A 15,048-nucleotide genomic window follows, 5' to 3' on the forward strand; every position below is an offset into this window, starting at 1 on the left:
CGTGCTCAGGCGGACCGGGGGAAGTCCTTGCGCTTGATCTTGGCGCGGCGCCCGTCCGGGTGGTGGAAGACGATCCCCTCGGCCAGCGTGCCCGGGGCGAACCGGCTGTCCAGCCCGGTGAGGAAGTCGCGCAGGCCGGTGTAGCTGCGCGGCACGTCCTGGTAGACCGGCACCTCCATGTTGAACGGCACGCACCGGTGGTCGTCCAGCTCCAGCGGGTTGCCCTGGATGCGCGGGCCGAGCGCCTCGCAGGAGTGCTCGCCGTCCGGCCAGGCGGTGACGTCGGTGTTGCGGGCGGCGGCCAGGATCCACTTGTCCTCGGCGGCGCCCTCGGCGGTGTCGACGTACCAGCCGTCGGTGATCCCCTGCTTCTTCTGCAGCTTGGTCGGGTTGCGCCGCTTCTCCACTCGCACGAGGTGACCGCCCCGGACGGTGAGGCGGACGTTGGTCCCGTCCAGCTTCTCGGTCGGGGCTCCCTCTCCGTCGAACACCCATGCGCACTCGGGGCGCGGCCGGTCGACGACCCGGAAGTCGCCGTCCCGCTCGAACAGGGTGGGGATCTTCTCCATGACTTGCAGGCCCTTCCTGACGTGACCTATCAGTTCCTCGTGCGTGATGGCACCGGCCGCCAAACCGCCCGCCAGCGCCCGGACCAGGTCCGCCACCGAGACTTCGGCATCGACGGCGACCCGCTTCAGCGCCTTCTTCTCCTCGGGCGAGATCCAGGCGACCAGCCGGGACCAGCCCTCGGGGGGCGTCCATCGCGCGAGCCGCTCCGGGTCCTTCCGGGGGCGACCGCGTCCTCTGGTCTCTTCCATGGGCAGGACAGTAGGCGGGGATTTGATGTTGTGTCAATTGGCATAACAGAAAATGCGCCGCCGCTGCCGCGCCTGCGGGGGTGCCCGACGACGCGGAAGAGGCGGGCCGCCGGGGGCTGCACTACAGCCCCCGGCGGCCCGCCTCCTCGCCGCTCACCGACTCACCGACTCACCGCGCCGGCTCAGCCCACCTCGATGTGCTCCACGATCAGTTCGCACAGCTCGTGCGTCCGCAGGGCGTCACGGGCGTCGAGCACCTTGCCCCCGCGCACCGCGTCCAGGAACGCGAGCACGACCTGCTCGATCCCGCGCTGCCGCGCCACCGAGACCCAGTCGCCGCGCCGCCGGACCGTCGGCTGGCCGCGGTGGTCGATCACCTCGGCGAGGTTGTGCACCTCGCGCTTGGAGTCGCCGCCGGAGACCTCCAGGACCTCCTCCGTCGATCCGGAGACCCGGTTCATGATCCCCAGCGCCGTGAAGCCCTCCCCGCCCAGCGTCAGCACCAGGTGCTCCACCAGGCCGTCACGCACCCGGGAGCGCACGTCCACCTGCTCGATCTCCCCGGGCACGAGGAAGCGCAGCGTGTCCACCACGTGGATGAAGTCGTCGAAGACCAGGCTCCGGGCCGCCTCCGGCAGGCCCTCGCGGTTCTTCTGCAGCACGATCAGATCGCGCGGCCGCTCCTTGGCGAGCAGGTACCCGGGCGAGTGACGCCGGTTGAACCCCACCATCAGCGAACGCCCGGTGCGATCGGCGAGGTCGACCAGCCGGCGGGCCCCGTCGATCGTGTAGTCCAGCGGCTTGTCGACGTAAACGTCGACGCCGGCCGTCAGCAGCCGCTCGACGATCGGCACGTGCTGCTCGGTCGCCGCGTGCACGAACGCCGCCCGGATCCCGCTGCCGATCAGCTCCCCGAGATCGGTGAACCGCCCGCCCGCCCCGATCCGGTAGGCGTCCCCGATCCGGTCGAGCTTCACCCGGTCCCGCGTCATCAACCGCAGGTCCAGCCCCGGCAGCGCGGCGACGACCGGCAGGTACGCCTTCTGCGCGATGTCACCGAGCCCGATCACCCCGACCGGCAGTACGGCGTCGGGCGCAGCGTTCTCACTCATGACATCTCCAGCCTCGCGAACGATCGTCAGCCACCCCCAACCCTATGCGCCGCCCTCCCACCCGGGAGCCGCCCGGGATCCCGCTGTCCGGGCGCCCGACGACAGCCGGGCGCGCGTCCGCGGGCCGGCTGCCGGCCCGGGGCGGCGGGGCTGCGGTCGGGCGGGGCCGCGGTCGGGCGGGGGTGGCGTCAGGCGTGGGCGGGGGCGCACTCGGGGTGGCCCCAGGTGGCGCCGACCTTGGTGATCTTGTCGCCCTTGGCGTAGGGGCGGCTGCACGGGCAGGTGCCGGGGTAGCGGGCGGCGAGGGTGCGGGAGCCGCCGGAGCCGGCCTTCTTCCTCGCCGCCGCGGCGGAGGACGCCGCGCGGGCGGGCCGGGCCGCGGGGGCCGACACCGGGTCGGGCACGGGGAGGTCGGCGGCGGTCCCGGCGGCGCTCTCCTGGGTGCGGGCGGCGTCGCTGGCGGCCTTGTCCGCGATGGCGTTCAGCGGGTCGCCGTCGACCTGGTGCGCGGCGACGTAGACGAAGGTGACGTCCCGGCCCTCCAGGAGCGCGTCGATGCTCTGGATCAGCTCCTGGTTGGCCACCGGCTTGCCGGCGGCGGTCTTCCAGCCGTTGCGCTTCCAGCCGACCAGCCACTTCGTCACGGCGTCGCGGGTGTACGTGCTGTCGAGCCGGACCTCCAGCGGCGCGGCCGGGTCCGTCGCGGTCAGCAGCCGCTGCAGCGCCGTCAGCTCACCGATGTTGTTGGTGCTGCGCCCGAGCGCTCCGGACTCCCAGCGCTGCGGCACCCCTGCGCTGTCCGCGACCACGTAGGCCCAGGCGGCCGGCCCGGGGTTGCCCTTGGCTGCTCCGTCACACGCTGCAATGACTCGTTCGACCATGCACCGATCATGCCAGGGAACGGGAGCCGCAGGCCAAAGCCCTCGGCGGGCTCACGGCGAGGCGGTGATCGTGGGAGCCGCGGTGATCGTGGGAGCCGCGGTGGACGCGGGAGGGGAGGTGGTCGTGGGAGAAGAGGCGGGGGACGCGGGCGAGGAGGCGCGCGAGGAGGACGGGGAGGCGGGCGTCGCGGACGGGGAGGCCGGCTTCGGGGCCACCTGGAGGCCGATGACGTTCCCGTTCGCGCTGAGGAAGTACTGCAGCCCGGCGTACCCCGGGGTGACGAGGATGCCCTGGGTCATCTTCGGGAACTGGCTGGAGCGGGCGAGCTCCGCGCCGCTGCGGGCGTCGCGCCAGACGACCTGTTCCGTGGAGTAGTCCTTGAGGCCCTTGAAGAACTTCACGGGGATGTCGGTGCCGATGAGGATCCGGCTGTCCTGGGGGCCGATCAGGGTGGTGAAGCTCAGGGTCGTCTGGTCCTGGCTCCAGGCCACCGAGAGGTTGCCGCCCGAGAGGTCGACGCCGGCCATCTTCCCGGCCCCGGCGTCCATGACGTAGACGCGGTTGTTGGGCGGGTCGACGGAGACCATCGACGGGATGAAGCTCTGCTTGGCGCCGCTGTTCGCGAACGGCTGGATGTCGGCGGTCCTCGTCGAGTCCGACTGGGAGACCGCCACGACGCTCATCGGGGTCGGGGTCGGCTGCCCGCCGTTGGTCATCGTGACGACGTAGTCGTTGATGACGGCGAGCGCCGAAGCCGCGGTCTGGCCGTCCCGGAGGTAGGGCACCGGTCCCCAGGACGGGTCCTGGGCGAAGGAGCCGTTGGCGAAGGTGTAGCGGTAGAGCTTGGAGGAGCCGGGCAGGTAGATCGCATTGGTGTCGTTGAACGTGGTGGTGGTGATCCGGCCGCCCATCATCTCGGGCAGGGCTACCTGCGAGATGACCTGGAGGGTCCCGGGGTCGATCGCCACCATGATCGAGGGCGGCACGGCGGTCGGGTCGGGGCAGTCCAGGAAGGCGCTGAAGCCCTGTTCGGTGCAGCCGGGCTGGCGGTTCACCGTCTTCGCCACGATGGTGCCGTCCGGGAGCGCGTCGTAGCCGTTGTACGAGGTGTCGCCCGGGGCCGACTGGCCGGTGGGCAGCGTGGTCTGCGCGATCACGTCGCCGGTGGCCGCGTCGATCTTGGCGATGTGGTAGCCGTAGATCACGACGAGGCTGCCGTCGGCGAGGGTGTTCAGGACGCCCGGGTAGTTCCACTCCCCCGTCGCGTTGGTGTTGATCAGCACCCGGCGCCAGACCTCGTTGAACGTGCCGGGCTCGACCCTGGAGACGAACGAACCCGAGGCCGCGGGGTTGTCCCCGTAGCCGCCGCCGTAGACGAACAGCTCGCCGGGGCCGCGGTCCACGATGTTGTACGGGGTGACGTAGACCTGCTGGGAGCTGTGCGCGAATACCTGGTTGTCGTTCGACCGGGTGCCCGGGAAGTGGGCGCACGGGTACAGGTGGGTCCGGTTCGAGTCGTGCACCTCGAAGGCGGCGATGGTGGGGTACCAGGGGGCATTGGCCTCCGCGCGGGTGCACGACTGCTCGTCCGCGATCAGGCCCGGGTCACCGACCAGCGGGCCGTTGGCGGCCGTTTCGTCGGCGGGCGTGGAGGAGGACGAGCGGGGGCGGGAGCCGTCCTTCGCGGGGCCCGAACTGCTGCACCCCGAGAGCCCGACCAGCAGCGCCGCAACCGCGGCGGTCAGCTTGAGGACGGGCAAGCGCGTCATGTGCGGCTCCTCGCTGGACTCCGAAGCTCCTGGGCCCTGCCCGCCGACCCTGCCGCGCGAGATCGACCGGCAAGGCCCGGCCGGACCACCACGCGGGCCCGGCGCCGGCCTCGGACTGCGAGCCCCCGATCGGCCGACGGCGGCCGACCGGCCACAGCGTGTCAGCGGCCCGGTCGGCCCGGGAGCCGGACACGCCGGTCGGACGACCGGCGGCGCGCCGCAGTCACCCGGGCGGCGGGACGACCTCGCGGTCGCCGGACCGCCGCGGTTCGCCGGCCGGCCGGCGCTCAGGCGGTGGCCGCAGCCACCTCGGCCAGGGCGTCCAGGACCGGACGGATCAGGGGGTGGCCGTCCGCGCCGGCGCGCACCGCGGCGAAGACGCGGCGGGTCGCGAGTGCGCTGTCCACCGGCCGGACGGCGGCCCGGCCGAGGTCCACCCCGAGCAGGGCGGAGCGGGGCACCAGGGCGACGCCCGCCCCGGCGGAGGCGAGGGCCACCACGGCGCGGAAGTCGTCGGAGGAGTGCACCAGGCGCGGCTGGAAGCCGGCGTGCTCGCAGGCGAGCAGGACCACGTCGTGGCAGGGGTTGCCGGGGTACGGGCCGATCCAGGGCTCGTCGGTGAGGTCGGCGACGGCGATCGGGCCCTCGCCCTCGGCCAGCGGGTGGCCCAGCGGCAGGACCGCCTCGAACGGCTCCGCGTAGAGCGGCACGCGGGTGAGGCGGGCGTCGTCCGCCCGGGGCGCGCCGCGGTACTCGACGGCCACCGCCAGGTCGGCGCGGCCGTCCAGGACCATCGGGAGGCTGGCGTCGCCCTCGGCGTCGAGCACCTTGAGCCGGACGCCGGGCGCCCGGGCGGCGAGGGTGCCGATGGCCGGGGCCAGGACGAGCGAGATGCCGGTGGCGAAGGACGCGACGGTGACCTCGCCCGAGACGCCCGCGGAGTAGGCGGCGAGATCGGCCTCGGCGCGTTCGAGCTGGGCGAGGACGACGTCCGCGTGGCCGAGCAGGATCTCACCGGCGGCGGTGAGCCGGACGCCCCGGCCCTCACGGGCCAGCAGGTGGTGGCCGGTCTCCAGTTCGAGCGCCGCCAGCTGCTGGGACACCGCCGAGGGGGTGAGGTAGAGGGCGGCCGCGGCGGCGGTCACGGTCCGGTGGTCCGCCACGGCCCGCAGGGTCCGCAGCCGTCTTGCGTCGATCACACGCCAATTCTGCCAGTGCGGCACGGGTGGCCGGGCCGGGTGCCAGGACTGTGCGGAATTGCCGGTTCGGGGCGGTCGGTGGGCGGCGGGCGATGAGCGCGTCGGGGCGGCGGGGAGCCGGGGGGCTGCCTGAGCGAGGGAGCCGGGCCCGTCAGCCGTCCCCGCGATCCGGGCGGTCGGGCCGACCGCTTCGGCCGGGCCCACCGGGCCGACCGGACTGACCTGGCTGACCTGGCCGGTCGGGCCGGTCGGGCCGGTCGGGCCGGTCGGGCCGGTCGGGCCGGTCGCGGGCCGCGAACCCGTCCACCGAGGCGGCGGAGGGCGCCGGTCGCGGTACCGGGAGAGCCGGCTCCTGGTCCAGCAGCAGCCTGCCCGTCAGCACGTACTGGACCACGCAGCCGGCCAGCAGCACCGCCACCCCGCCGACCGCGTCCAGCACCCAGTGGTTGGCGGTGGCCACCACCACGGCGAAGGTGATCACCGGATACAGCGGCGCCACCGCCCGCAGCCAGCGGCGGCGCGTCGTGGTCGCGACCGCCAGCGCGCACCAGCAGGCCCAGCCGATGTGCAGCGAGGGCATCGCCGCGTACTGGTTGGTGAGCGGGGTCAGCGCGCCGAGCGGGGCCTCCTCCGGGACGCCGACCGGGTTCTCGCGCAGCCCCAGCTCCGGCACCAGACGGGGCGGCGCCAGCGGGTAGCCCCAGAAGCCGAGCAGCGCGAGGCCGGTGGCGGCGAACAGGACGGTCCGGCCGGTGCGGTAGCGGACCGGGTGCCGGGTGTAGAGCCAGACCAGGACCAGCAGCACCATCGTGAAGTGCATCGTCGTGTAGTACTGCTGCGCCGCACGCATCAGGTCGTCACCGCTGCGCAGGTACCAGCCGTTCATCGCGGGCTCGATGTCCAGCTGCAGGGTCCGCTCCAGCCCGTAGAGGGTGCGGGCGTGGTCGGTGGCGACGGCCACGCGGTCGGGGGCGGCGTTGCGGATGTAGGTGTAGACGCCGTAGCCGACCTGGATGAAGACCAGTTCCAGTCCGAGGTTCGGGCGCGACACCGGGCGCAGCCGGGCGGGCAGGATCGGCACGCCGCGCAGCGGGGGGCGGCGCAGCGGGGGCGGGGCGGGGGTGCGGGACAGGTGCCAGAGCGGGTCGTCGCGCCGGCGGAACGGGAGGGCGGTGGCGGCGGCGAGGGCCAGCAGGGTGGGGGCCTTGCGGAGCAGCAGGCCGCTCACCGGTTCGATGCCGGGGTCGAGCAGGGTGCTGGGCAGCAGGGCGACGGTGACGGCGACGACCGGCCAGAGGGCGCGGTCCTCTGGGCGGCGGCCGAGGCGGCCGGAGGCGGCGGGCAGCAGCCAGCAGAGGTCGGCCGGGCCGGCGACGGGGGCGACGATCAGGGTGGCGCAGCCGACGACGCCGGCGGCCAGCAGGTGCTGGCGGTCGCGGGCGAGGGAGCGGCCGCGGCGCAGCGCCAGCCCGGCGGCGACCGCGGCGACGGCGATCCAGAGGGCGACGAGCGGCGGGCCGTGCAGGCCGAGGCGGGTCAGCACGCCGAGTGCGGTCTCGTTGCCCGGGGCACCGATGGCGGCGTGGTCGGCGAGCCGGTGGCGGAACGCGCCGGCGGCGGCAGGGTCGGCGAGCTGCGCGGCGGCCAGCAGGAGGGCGGCCGTCGTGAGGGCGGTCAGGGCGGGGGCGATCCGGGTGAGGCGGGTGGTCCGGCACCCGGCGGGCGGTGGCGGGAGGACGGCGGCGAACAGCACCAGGGCGGGGTGCAGCGCGATGGCGACGCCGAGCGCCACGCCGTGGGGGAAGGCGGGTGGGAGGGCGTGCGGCGGGGTGGGGGTCCGGCGCCCCGGGCCGTCCGGCGGCGGGCGGCGGCCCGCCGGGGCTCGGCGTGGCGTGAACCGGCGTGCCCGGGCTCGGCGTGGCAGGAGCCCTCGTGGCAGGAGGTCGAGCAGGACGAGGGCCGCGGTGGCCACGCCGAGGACCGCATCGGCGGGGTGGCCGCGCAGCTCGGCGCTGATCAGGAACGTCGCGACGGCGAGCGGCCAGAGCCCGGCCGGGGCGCGGACGCCGGGCGGCGGGTTGCGGCCGATCAGGACGCCGAGCACGGTGACGGCGGCCAGGGCGGTGATCAGCAGGCCGACCCGGGTGGCGGTGGACGGCCACGTGCCGAACAGCAGCGGAAGTGCCGGCCGGTCCGCGGTGGCGTCGCCCAGGGTCGTCCAGGTGGCGGCGGCGGTCGCCGCGAGTGCCACCACCCAGCAGGATGCCTGCACGGCGGGGGCCCTGCCCCACCGCAGCCCGGGCGGGGATCCGGCTGTGGACCCCGGCACCGCCCTGCTCGGGGGCATCCCGCTCCTCTCGCCGCGCCCGCGGGCCCGATCCGGCGGACGGCGCCGGCGCGGGTCGCCGAACCCGGGCCCGTGCGCCGGCCCGCGGTCGCGGGGCTGGTTGTCGCCTCCTGCCGACTCTCGGCCGTCGGCGCCCACCCCGCACCCGGACGGCGCCGCACGGGTGGCACCGCGCGGAGGGCGCCGCGTGCCCGGCCGGCCGATGCGGGCGGCCCGGAAACACGACACCCACCGCTGCCGCCTTGGGAGTGGGAAGTCGGACGGGCCGACTTCCCACTCCCGGCGGGAGGGTGGGACAGGTGGTCTGGTGTGCCGTGCGACGGAGGCGGGCCGGTCCGGCCTCCGCCGCACGGCGGCTTGGTCCCGTGGCACGTCCGGTTCCGGGCGGACGGGCCACGGGCGTCGGGGGACGCCCGCGGCGGACGGGCCGCGGGCGTTCGGTGGCGAGCCCCGGGGCCTGTCTTCAAACCCCCGTCGTCCGCCCGGAGGGCGGGCGGGGCGGCGTTGGGGTGCGTGCATCGCAAGGCGGAGGAGGGAGTCCATGCGGAGCATCGGCGACCGACGACAACGCAGCGAGGTGCGTGCCCCAACGCCGCCCCGCAGGCGGGGGTTTGAAGACAGGCCCCGGGGGTGGCTACTCGCCCAGCGCGGCGCGCGCGTCGACGAAGGCCGCCACGGCGCGCTCGACGTCCTCGGTGGAGTGGGCCGCGGACAGCTGCACCCGGATCCGGGCCTGGCCGTGCGGAACGACCGGGAACGAGAAGCCGATCACGTACACGCCGCGCTCCAGCAGCAGCTCGGCGAGCCGGCTCGCCCTGGCCGCGTCACCGATCATCACCGGGGCGATCGGGTGGTCGCCGGGCAGGATCTCGAAGCCGGCCTCGGTCATCTTCGAGCGGAACAGCGCCGTGTTGGCGGCCAGCTTCTCGCGCAGCTCGGTCGAGCGCTCGACCAGGTCGAGCACCTTCAGCGAGGCCGCGGCGATCACCGGGGCGAGCGAGTTCGAGAACAGGTACGGCCGCGAGCGCTGGCGCAGCAGGGCGACGATCTCGCGGCGCGCCGAGACGTAGCCGCCGGAGGCGCCGCCGAGCGCCTTGCCGAGGGTGCCGGTGATGATGTCGACGCGGTCCATCACGCCGTGCAGCTCGGGGGTGCCGCGCCCGTTGGCGCCGACGAAGCCGACGGCGTGCGAGTCGTCCACCATCACCATGGCGTCGTAGCGATCGGCGAGGTCGCAGATCTCGCGCAGCGGGGCGACGTAGCCGTCCATGGAGAAGACGCCGTCGGTGACGATGAGCCGGCGCCGGGCGTCCTGGGTCTCCTTGAGCTGCTGCTCCAGGTCGGCCAGGTCGCGGTTGGCGTAGCGGTGGCGGCGGGCCTTGGAGAGGCGGATGCCGTCGATGATGCTCGCGTGGTTGAGCGCGTCGGAGATCACCGCGTCGCGGTCGTCGAGGAGGGTCTCGAAGACACCGCCGTTGGCGTCGAAGCAGGACGAGTAGAGGATCGTGTCCTCCTGGCCGAGGAACGCCGAGAGGCGGTCCTCCAGCTCCTTGTGCACGTCCTGGGTGCCGCAGATGAAGCGGACCGAGGCCATGCCGTAGCCCCAGCGGTCGAGGGCGTCCTTGGCGGCGGCGAGCACCTCGGGGTGGTCGGCCAGGCCGAGGTAGTTGTTGGCGCAGAAGTTCAGCACCTCGCCCGGGCGGCCGCCGCCGGTGACGGTCACGGCGGCGCTCTGGGGCGTGCCGATCACCCGCTCCGGCTTGAAGAGGCCGGCCTCGCGGATCTCGTCGAGGGTGGCGGCGATGTCGGCGCGCACGTTGTCGAACACGGTGTCTCCCTACAGGGTGTCAGACGGTCTCGGGCGGTCCGGAGGCCTTCTCAGGCGGTCCAGTCGAGGATGATCTTGCCGCAGCGGCCGCTGGCGGCCTCGTCGAAGGCGGCCTCGAAGTCGGCGGCGGCGTACCGGCCGGTGATCACGGGGGTGAGGTCGAGCCCGCCCTCCAGGAGCACCGACATCGCGTACCAGGTCTCGAACATCTCGCGGCCGTAGATGCCCTTGATGGTGAGCATCGAGGTGACGACGGACGCCCAGTCGACCGGGAACTGCTCGGCGGGCAGGCCGAGCATGGCGATCTTCCCGCCGTGGGTCATGTTGGCGATCATCGACTGCATCGCCTCGGGGCGGCCGGACATCTCCAGGCCGACGTCGAAGCCCTCGCGCAGGCCGAGCTTCTGCTGGCCCTCCTCGATGGTGTGCTCGGCGACGTTCAGGGCGAGCGTGACGCCGACCTCGCGGGCCAGGTCGAGGCGGTACGGGGAGACGTCGGTGATCATCACGTTGCGCGCGCCGGCGTGCTTGGCGACGGCCGCGGCCATGATGCCGATCGGGCCCGCACCGGTGATCAGCACGTCCTCGCCGACCAGCGGGAAGGAGAGCGCGGTGTGCACGGCGTTGCCGAACGGGTCGAAGATCGCGGCCACGTCGAGGTCGACGGGGACCCGGTGCACCCAGACGTTGGAGGCCGGCAGGGCCACGTACTCGGCGAAGGCGCCGTCGCGGCCGACGCCGAGGCCGACCGTGTTGCGGCAGAGGTGGCGGCGGCCGGCCAGGCAGTTGCGGCACTTGCCGCAGACCAGGTGGCCCTCGCCGCTGACCAGGTCGCCGATGGAGATGTCGGTGACGCCGGCGCCGAGCTCGGCGACCTCGCCGACGAACTCGTGGCCGAGCACCAGCGGGGTCTTGATGGTCTGCTGCGCCCAGCCGTCCCAGTTGCGGATGTGCAGGTCGGTGCCGCAGATACCGGTGCGCAGCACCTTGATCAGCACCTCGCCCGGGCCGATGACCGGCTTCGGGACGTCCACCAGCCAGAGCCCGGGCTCGGACTTCTGCTTGACGAGTGCCTTCACTGCGACGGCTCCTGACGCACGAGGGGGCGGCCTGCGGTGGGCAGGCCGACGAGGCCCGGCGAGGTGGCGGCTGCTGCCTGCCTCACACCGGGCACGCAGCAATCTGCCTGGTGGGAGCGGGTGCGGTCCATCGAGGAATTCTTAAGGGCCGCCACAGCTGGGCTGAACGATCGTGCCCGAGCAGGGGCCGGCGGGCCCTGCGGCGTGCCGGTGGCCACCCGTTCGGCCGAGCGCACGGGGCTCGGCGGCGTACGGCGGTGACGGGCCGGGGCGCGCGCCCCGATGCGCGCAGGACGAAAGGCGGCGGCGCCACGGCAGGGCGACGGCGGCGGGCGGAGCGACGGCAGCACGACGGCGGGCGGCGGGCGGCGCGGCGGGCGTCTCAGCTCCGGCGGCCGTGGACGGCGTGGGTGAGCGCCGCGGCGCCGGCGAGCAGGCCCGCGGCGAGGGCGAGCAGCCCGCCGGTGGAGGCCAGCAGGTCGGCCGAGCGCGGGGTGGTGGCCAGGTGGGAGAGCAGCACGTTGACCGGCGGGAGGCCCTTGGCCACCGTCAGGCCGAGCAGCAGCCCGAGGGCGGTCAGCAGCGCGTGGCCCTGGCGGCGGAAGACCAGCCGGGAGCAGAGCAGGCCGACGGCGGTGCCGGTGAGGGCGCAGGTCAACTGGGCCTCGGTGCCGAGCAGCAGGTCGGCGCCGGTCGGTGTGTGGGTGCCGACGAGGAGCGGCAGGACGAGGCCGGCCGCGGTCAACGGCAGGCACCAGAGGACGGCGGTGCAGACGGAGCCGAGCAGTACGCGGCGCGGATCGCCGGCGTTGACGAGGAGGACGGCACGGTGGGCGCGGTCCTCCAGGCCGACGAGGGCGATGGTGAGCCAGGTGGCGGCGAGCAGCATGGCACCCGCCGACGCGCCGTAGGTGGCGGTCAGCGGGCCGCCGTCGCTGCTGGTGAGGACGGTCACCAGGCCGGTGAAGACCAGCACCGGCGCGAGGTAGCGCTGCGAGAGCAGCAGGGTGGTGGAGAGGTAGCGGACGATCGCGGTCACCGGTCCGCCCTTCCTGCGTCGGAGGTGGGCCGGGCGGCCGCGAGGGCGGGGCCGTCCGGGTGGCGGGGGTGGGCGGCCCCGCCGTCGGCCGGGCCGCCGCCCGCGCCGTGCGCCGGTGGGACGGACCGGACCGCTCCGACGGACCGCACCGACCGCACCGACCAGCCGTGTTGCAGCGCGGCGAGGAGCACGGCGTCGGAGTGCCGCCGATCGGCGAGGACCACCTGGACCTCCCGGTCGTCACCGGCGTACGGGGCGGAGCCCGGGCCGTCGTGCGGGGCGGAACCCGGGCCGTCGTGCGGGGCGGACAGGACGCCGGGGAGGGCGGTCCAGGCCGGCCCCGCCGGGGCGGCGCCGGCCTCGGGAGCGGCCAGGACCAGCTCGACGGCCTCGTGGGCGCCCACGACGGCCGCGCCTGCGACGACCACGCCTGCGACGGCGCCGGGGCCGGGGCCGCCGCGCCGGGTCAGCCGTCCCTCGGCGATCGCGTAGCCGCCGGTGGCGTGGGCGGCGGCGATCGCCTCCCGGTGGTCGGTGAAGACCACGGCCCCGCCCTCGCCGGCGACCTCGTCGATCAGCTCGCCGAGCACGCCGTGGGCGGAGGCGTCCAGACCCGACCAGGGTTCGTCGAGGACGAGCAGACCGGGCGGGACGAGCAGGGCCTGGGCCAGGGCCACCTTCTGGGCGTTGCCCTTGGAGAGCGTGCGCAGCGGCGCCTCCCGTCCACCGACCAGGGCGAGCCGGTCGATCAGCAGGTCGGCCCGGTCCCGGGCGGCGGCGGTGGACAGGCCGCGGATGCGGCCCATGTGGGCCAGGTAGGAGGCGGCGGTGAGCCGGTCGTGGGCGGTGAAGCGGTCGGGCACGTAGCCGATCTCGCGCGGGCGGCCGGTGACGCGCCCCGTGCTGGGCCGGCTTAGTCCGACCAGGATCCGCAGCAGGGTGGACTTGCCGGAGCCGTTGCCGCCCGTGACGGCGAGGACCTCGCCCGGGGCGATCCGCAGGTCCACGTCCCGCAGGATCCAGCGCCCGGCGCCGTACCGCTTGCCGACCGCCTCGCAGTGCAACAAGTCCGTCTCCCCTCCCGCGAGTTCGCCCGGGTGGGCGGACCTCCGGCGCCACCGGGGGCCGCACCCCGCGTCCGGCCTGCACCGCGCCCCCGTCCGGCACCCTACTGGGCCTGGGAGGGCGGTCGGGCCGGAGGGCCTGCCCGTCGCCCCGTCTCCCCGTCGCCCCGTACGCACTCCGCCACCGGGCGCGCCACCGGAACTGGGGCGGGTGGCTGAGGGATGGCTCCGTTCGGTCCAGCGGCGCGGTGGTCGGCGCGCGGCCGGACGGCGGCGCGCATACGGTCGGGAGCGCTCCCCCACGGCCTCGTGGAGCGCCGTTCCGGGGCCGTCCGGCCCGGGCTCCGGGTCCGTCCGGCCCGGGAGGAAGCGCCCGGAGCGGCCGCCCGAGAAGTCCTGGCCCGGAGAAGCCCGGGACCCAGAGAAGCCCAGAGAGGCGCCTCGACGATGACGAATCCACGACGACGGCCGTCCCCCGCCCGCCGCGGCCGTACCGGGCGGGCGGCCACGGCGGCAGTGGGCGTGGCCGGTCTGCTGGCCGCCGCCGGCTGCTCCGGCGGTGCCGCGCCCGGTACGGCGGCCACGGGGGCGGCCACCGCCGTCCCGGCCGCGCTCAGCCCCTCCCCCACGCTCTCGCCCACCGGCTTCCCCAGCGTCTCGCCCACGCTCTCCCCGTCGGCCCCGGGCTCGACCTCGGCCTCGGCCTCGGCCCCCGGCACCGTCGCCGAGCTCACCCCGGCCGTCACCGCCCGACTGGACGCCGCGGTGCAGCGGGTGCTGAACCAGGCCTCCGTCCCCGGCGTGATGGTCGCGCTCACCACCCCTCAGGACAGCTACATCAGGGCCTTCGGGGTCTCGGACAAGATCGCTGGCATCCCGATGGTGACCGGGCTGAACATGCGGATCGGCAGCGAGACCAAGACCTTCACCGTCACCGGGGTACTGCGGCTGGTCGACCAGAACCGGGTCGGTCTGGACGACCCGATCTCCAAGTACGTCCCGGGGGTGCCCGGCGGGGACGCGATCACCCTGCGCCAGCTCGCGGACATGCGCAGCGGCCTCTTCCCGTACACCTCGGACCAGGACTTCGTACAGGCCCTGCTCGCCGACCCCCACCGGGAGTTCACGCCGCAGCAGTTGCTCTCCTACGCCTTCGCGCACCCGGCGAACTTCGCGCCGGGCACGGAGTTCGAGTACTCCAACACCAACACCGTTCTGCTCGGCCTGGTGGTGGAGAAGGTCTCGGGGCAGCCGCTCGGCACCTTCCTGAAGCAACAGGTCTTCGAGCCGGCCGATCTGGGCCGGACGGTCTTCCCGGTCGACGCGTCCTTCCCCCAGCCGCACGCCCGTGGCTACACCAACCAGACGCCGAGCGGCGCGATCGCGGACGCCACCGACTGGAACCCGTCCTGGGCCTGGGCGGCGGGGGCGATGATCTCGGACCTCTCCGACCTGCAGAAATGGGCCAAGGTGCTGGCGACGGGCACGCTGCTGAAGCCGGCGACCCAGGCCGAGCGGCTGCAGACGCCGCCGTCGGGCGACCCGGGCCTCGGCTACGGGCTGGGGGTGTTCGTGAACCACGGCTGGATCGGGCACAACGGTTCGCTGCCGGGCTACCAGTGCGTGGCGGTCTACCTGCCGTCGGCGCAGGCGACGCTGGTGGTGCTGCTGAACACCGACATCCCGTACCAGGGTTCGGCGCCCTCGACGCTGTTCGCGCAGGCGATCACCGAGATCGTCTCGCCGGGGAACGTGTACTCGCTGCCGGTCGCGCCGTCGAGCGGGTCGCCGTCCGCGCCGGCCTCCAGCCCCGCGCTCGCGGAGACCTGACCGCCGGCGGGCCACCGGTCCGGGCCCCGCTGCGGGGTCCGGGGCCGGGGCCGCGCAGGACGGGGCCGTACCGGTCGGGGC

General features: G+C 74.7%; 11 protein-coding genes. 1 reads left to right on the forward strand and 10 read right to left on the reverse strand.

What is annotated here, in order from left to right; translation table 11 throughout:
• Positions 1-5 precede the first annotated feature (5 nt).
• The 10 genes from RMN57_RS05745 to RMN57_RS05790 all read right to left on the reverse strand — a co-directional run bounded on the left by RMN57_RS05745 (position 6) and on the right by RMN57_RS05790 (position 13,137).
• The gene (locus RMN57_RS05745) at positions 6-818 is read right to left on the reverse strand and encodes a hypothetical protein (RefSeq protein ID WP_313762280.1); all 813 of its coding nucleotides are present in this window, start codon (positions 816-818) and stop codon (positions 6-8) included.
• A gap of 182 nt (positions 819-1,000) precedes the next feature.
• Positions 1,001-1,900, reverse strand: a complete 900-nt coding sequence (locus RMN57_RS05750; RefSeq protein WP_313767722.1) for a Gfo/Idh/MocA family oxidoreductase — start codon at positions 1,898-1,900, stop codon at positions 1,001-1,003.
• Positions 1,901-2,118: 218 nt separating this feature from the next.
• Positions 2,119-2,811: a ribonuclease H gene (locus RMN57_RS05755; protein WP_313762281.1), complete on the reverse strand. Its 693-nt coding sequence runs from the start codon at positions 2,809-2,811 to the stop codon at positions 2,119-2,121.
• A gap of 51 nt (positions 2,812-2,862) precedes the next feature.
• Positions 2,863-4,581, reverse strand: a complete 1,719-nt coding sequence (locus RMN57_RS05760; protein ID WP_313762282.1) for a hypothetical protein — start codon at positions 4,579-4,581, stop codon at positions 2,863-2,865.
• A gap of 287 nt (positions 4,582-4,868) precedes the next feature.
• Positions 4,869-5,780 carry a LysR family transcriptional regulator gene (locus RMN57_RS05765; protein WP_313762283.1) on the reverse strand — a complete coding sequence of 304 codons (912 nt, stop codon included), beginning with the start codon at positions 5,778-5,780 and terminating at the stop codon, positions 4,869-4,871.
• Positions 5,781-5,931: 151 nt separating this feature from the next.
• A complete protein-coding gene (locus RMN57_RS05770) occupies positions 5,932-8,031 on the reverse strand; it encodes a phosphatase PAP2 family protein (RefSeq protein ID WP_313762284.1) in 2,100 nt (699 codons plus the stop codon).
• Positions 8,032-8,761: 730 nt separating this feature from the next.
• On the reverse strand, positions 8,762-9,955 hold the full coding sequence (locus tag RMN57_RS05775) for a glycine C-acetyltransferase (protein ID WP_313762285.1): 1,194 nt from the start codon (positions 9,953-9,955) through the stop codon (positions 8,762-8,764).
• 50 nt (positions 9,956-10,005) lie between these two features.
• Positions 10,006-11,034 carry an L-threonine 3-dehydrogenase gene (tdh, locus tag RMN57_RS05780; RefSeq protein WP_313762286.1) on the reverse strand — a complete coding sequence of 343 codons (1,029 nt, stop codon included), beginning with the start codon at positions 11,032-11,034 and terminating at the stop codon, positions 10,006-10,008.
• Positions 11,035-11,416: 382 nt separating this feature from the next.
• A complete protein-coding gene (locus RMN57_RS05785) occupies positions 11,417-12,073 on the reverse strand; it encodes a hypothetical protein (protein WP_313762287.1) in 657 nt (218 codons plus the stop codon).
• The gene (locus RMN57_RS05790; RefSeq protein ID WP_313767723.1) at positions 12,070-13,137 is read right to left on the reverse strand and encodes an ABC transporter ATP-binding protein; all 1,068 of its coding nucleotides are present in this window, start codon (positions 13,135-13,137) and stop codon (positions 12,070-12,072) included. The genes RMN57_RS05785 and RMN57_RS05790 overlap by 4 nt, the downstream gene beginning before the upstream one ends.
• 447 nt (positions 13,138-13,584) lie before the next feature.
• Between RMN57_RS05790 and RMN57_RS05795 the strand changes: the two genes are divergently transcribed.
• Positions 13,585-14,967, forward strand: a complete 1,383-nt coding sequence (locus tag RMN57_RS05795) for a serine hydrolase domain-containing protein (RefSeq protein ID WP_313762288.1) — start codon at positions 13,585-13,587, stop codon at positions 14,965-14,967.
• Positions 14,968-15,048: the final 81 nt, after the last annotated feature.

It is taken from the genome of Kitasatospora sp. CM 4170 (assembly GCF_032110285.1).
Taxonomy (GTDB): domain Bacteria; phylum Actinomycetota; class Actinomycetes; order Streptomycetales; family Streptomycetaceae; genus Kitasatospora; species Kitasatospora aburaviensis.

Coding starts and splice junctions, on each gene's coding strand:
- RMN57_RS05795 (WP_313762288.1), top strand. CDS start 13,585: ATGACGAATCCACGACGACGGCCGTCCCCCGCCCGCCGCGGCCGTACC.
- RMN57_RS05755 (WP_313762281.1), bottom strand. CDS start 2,811: ATGGTCGAACGAGTCATTGCAGCGTGTGACGGAGCAGCCAAGGGCAAC.
- RMN57_RS05760 (WP_313762282.1), bottom strand. CDS start 4,581: ATGACGCGCTTGCCCGTCCTCAAGCTGACCGCCGCGGTTGCGGCGCTG.
- RMN57_RS05745 (WP_313762280.1), bottom strand. CDS start 818: ATGGAAGAGACCAGAGGACGCGGTCGCCCCCGGAAGGACCCGGAGCGG.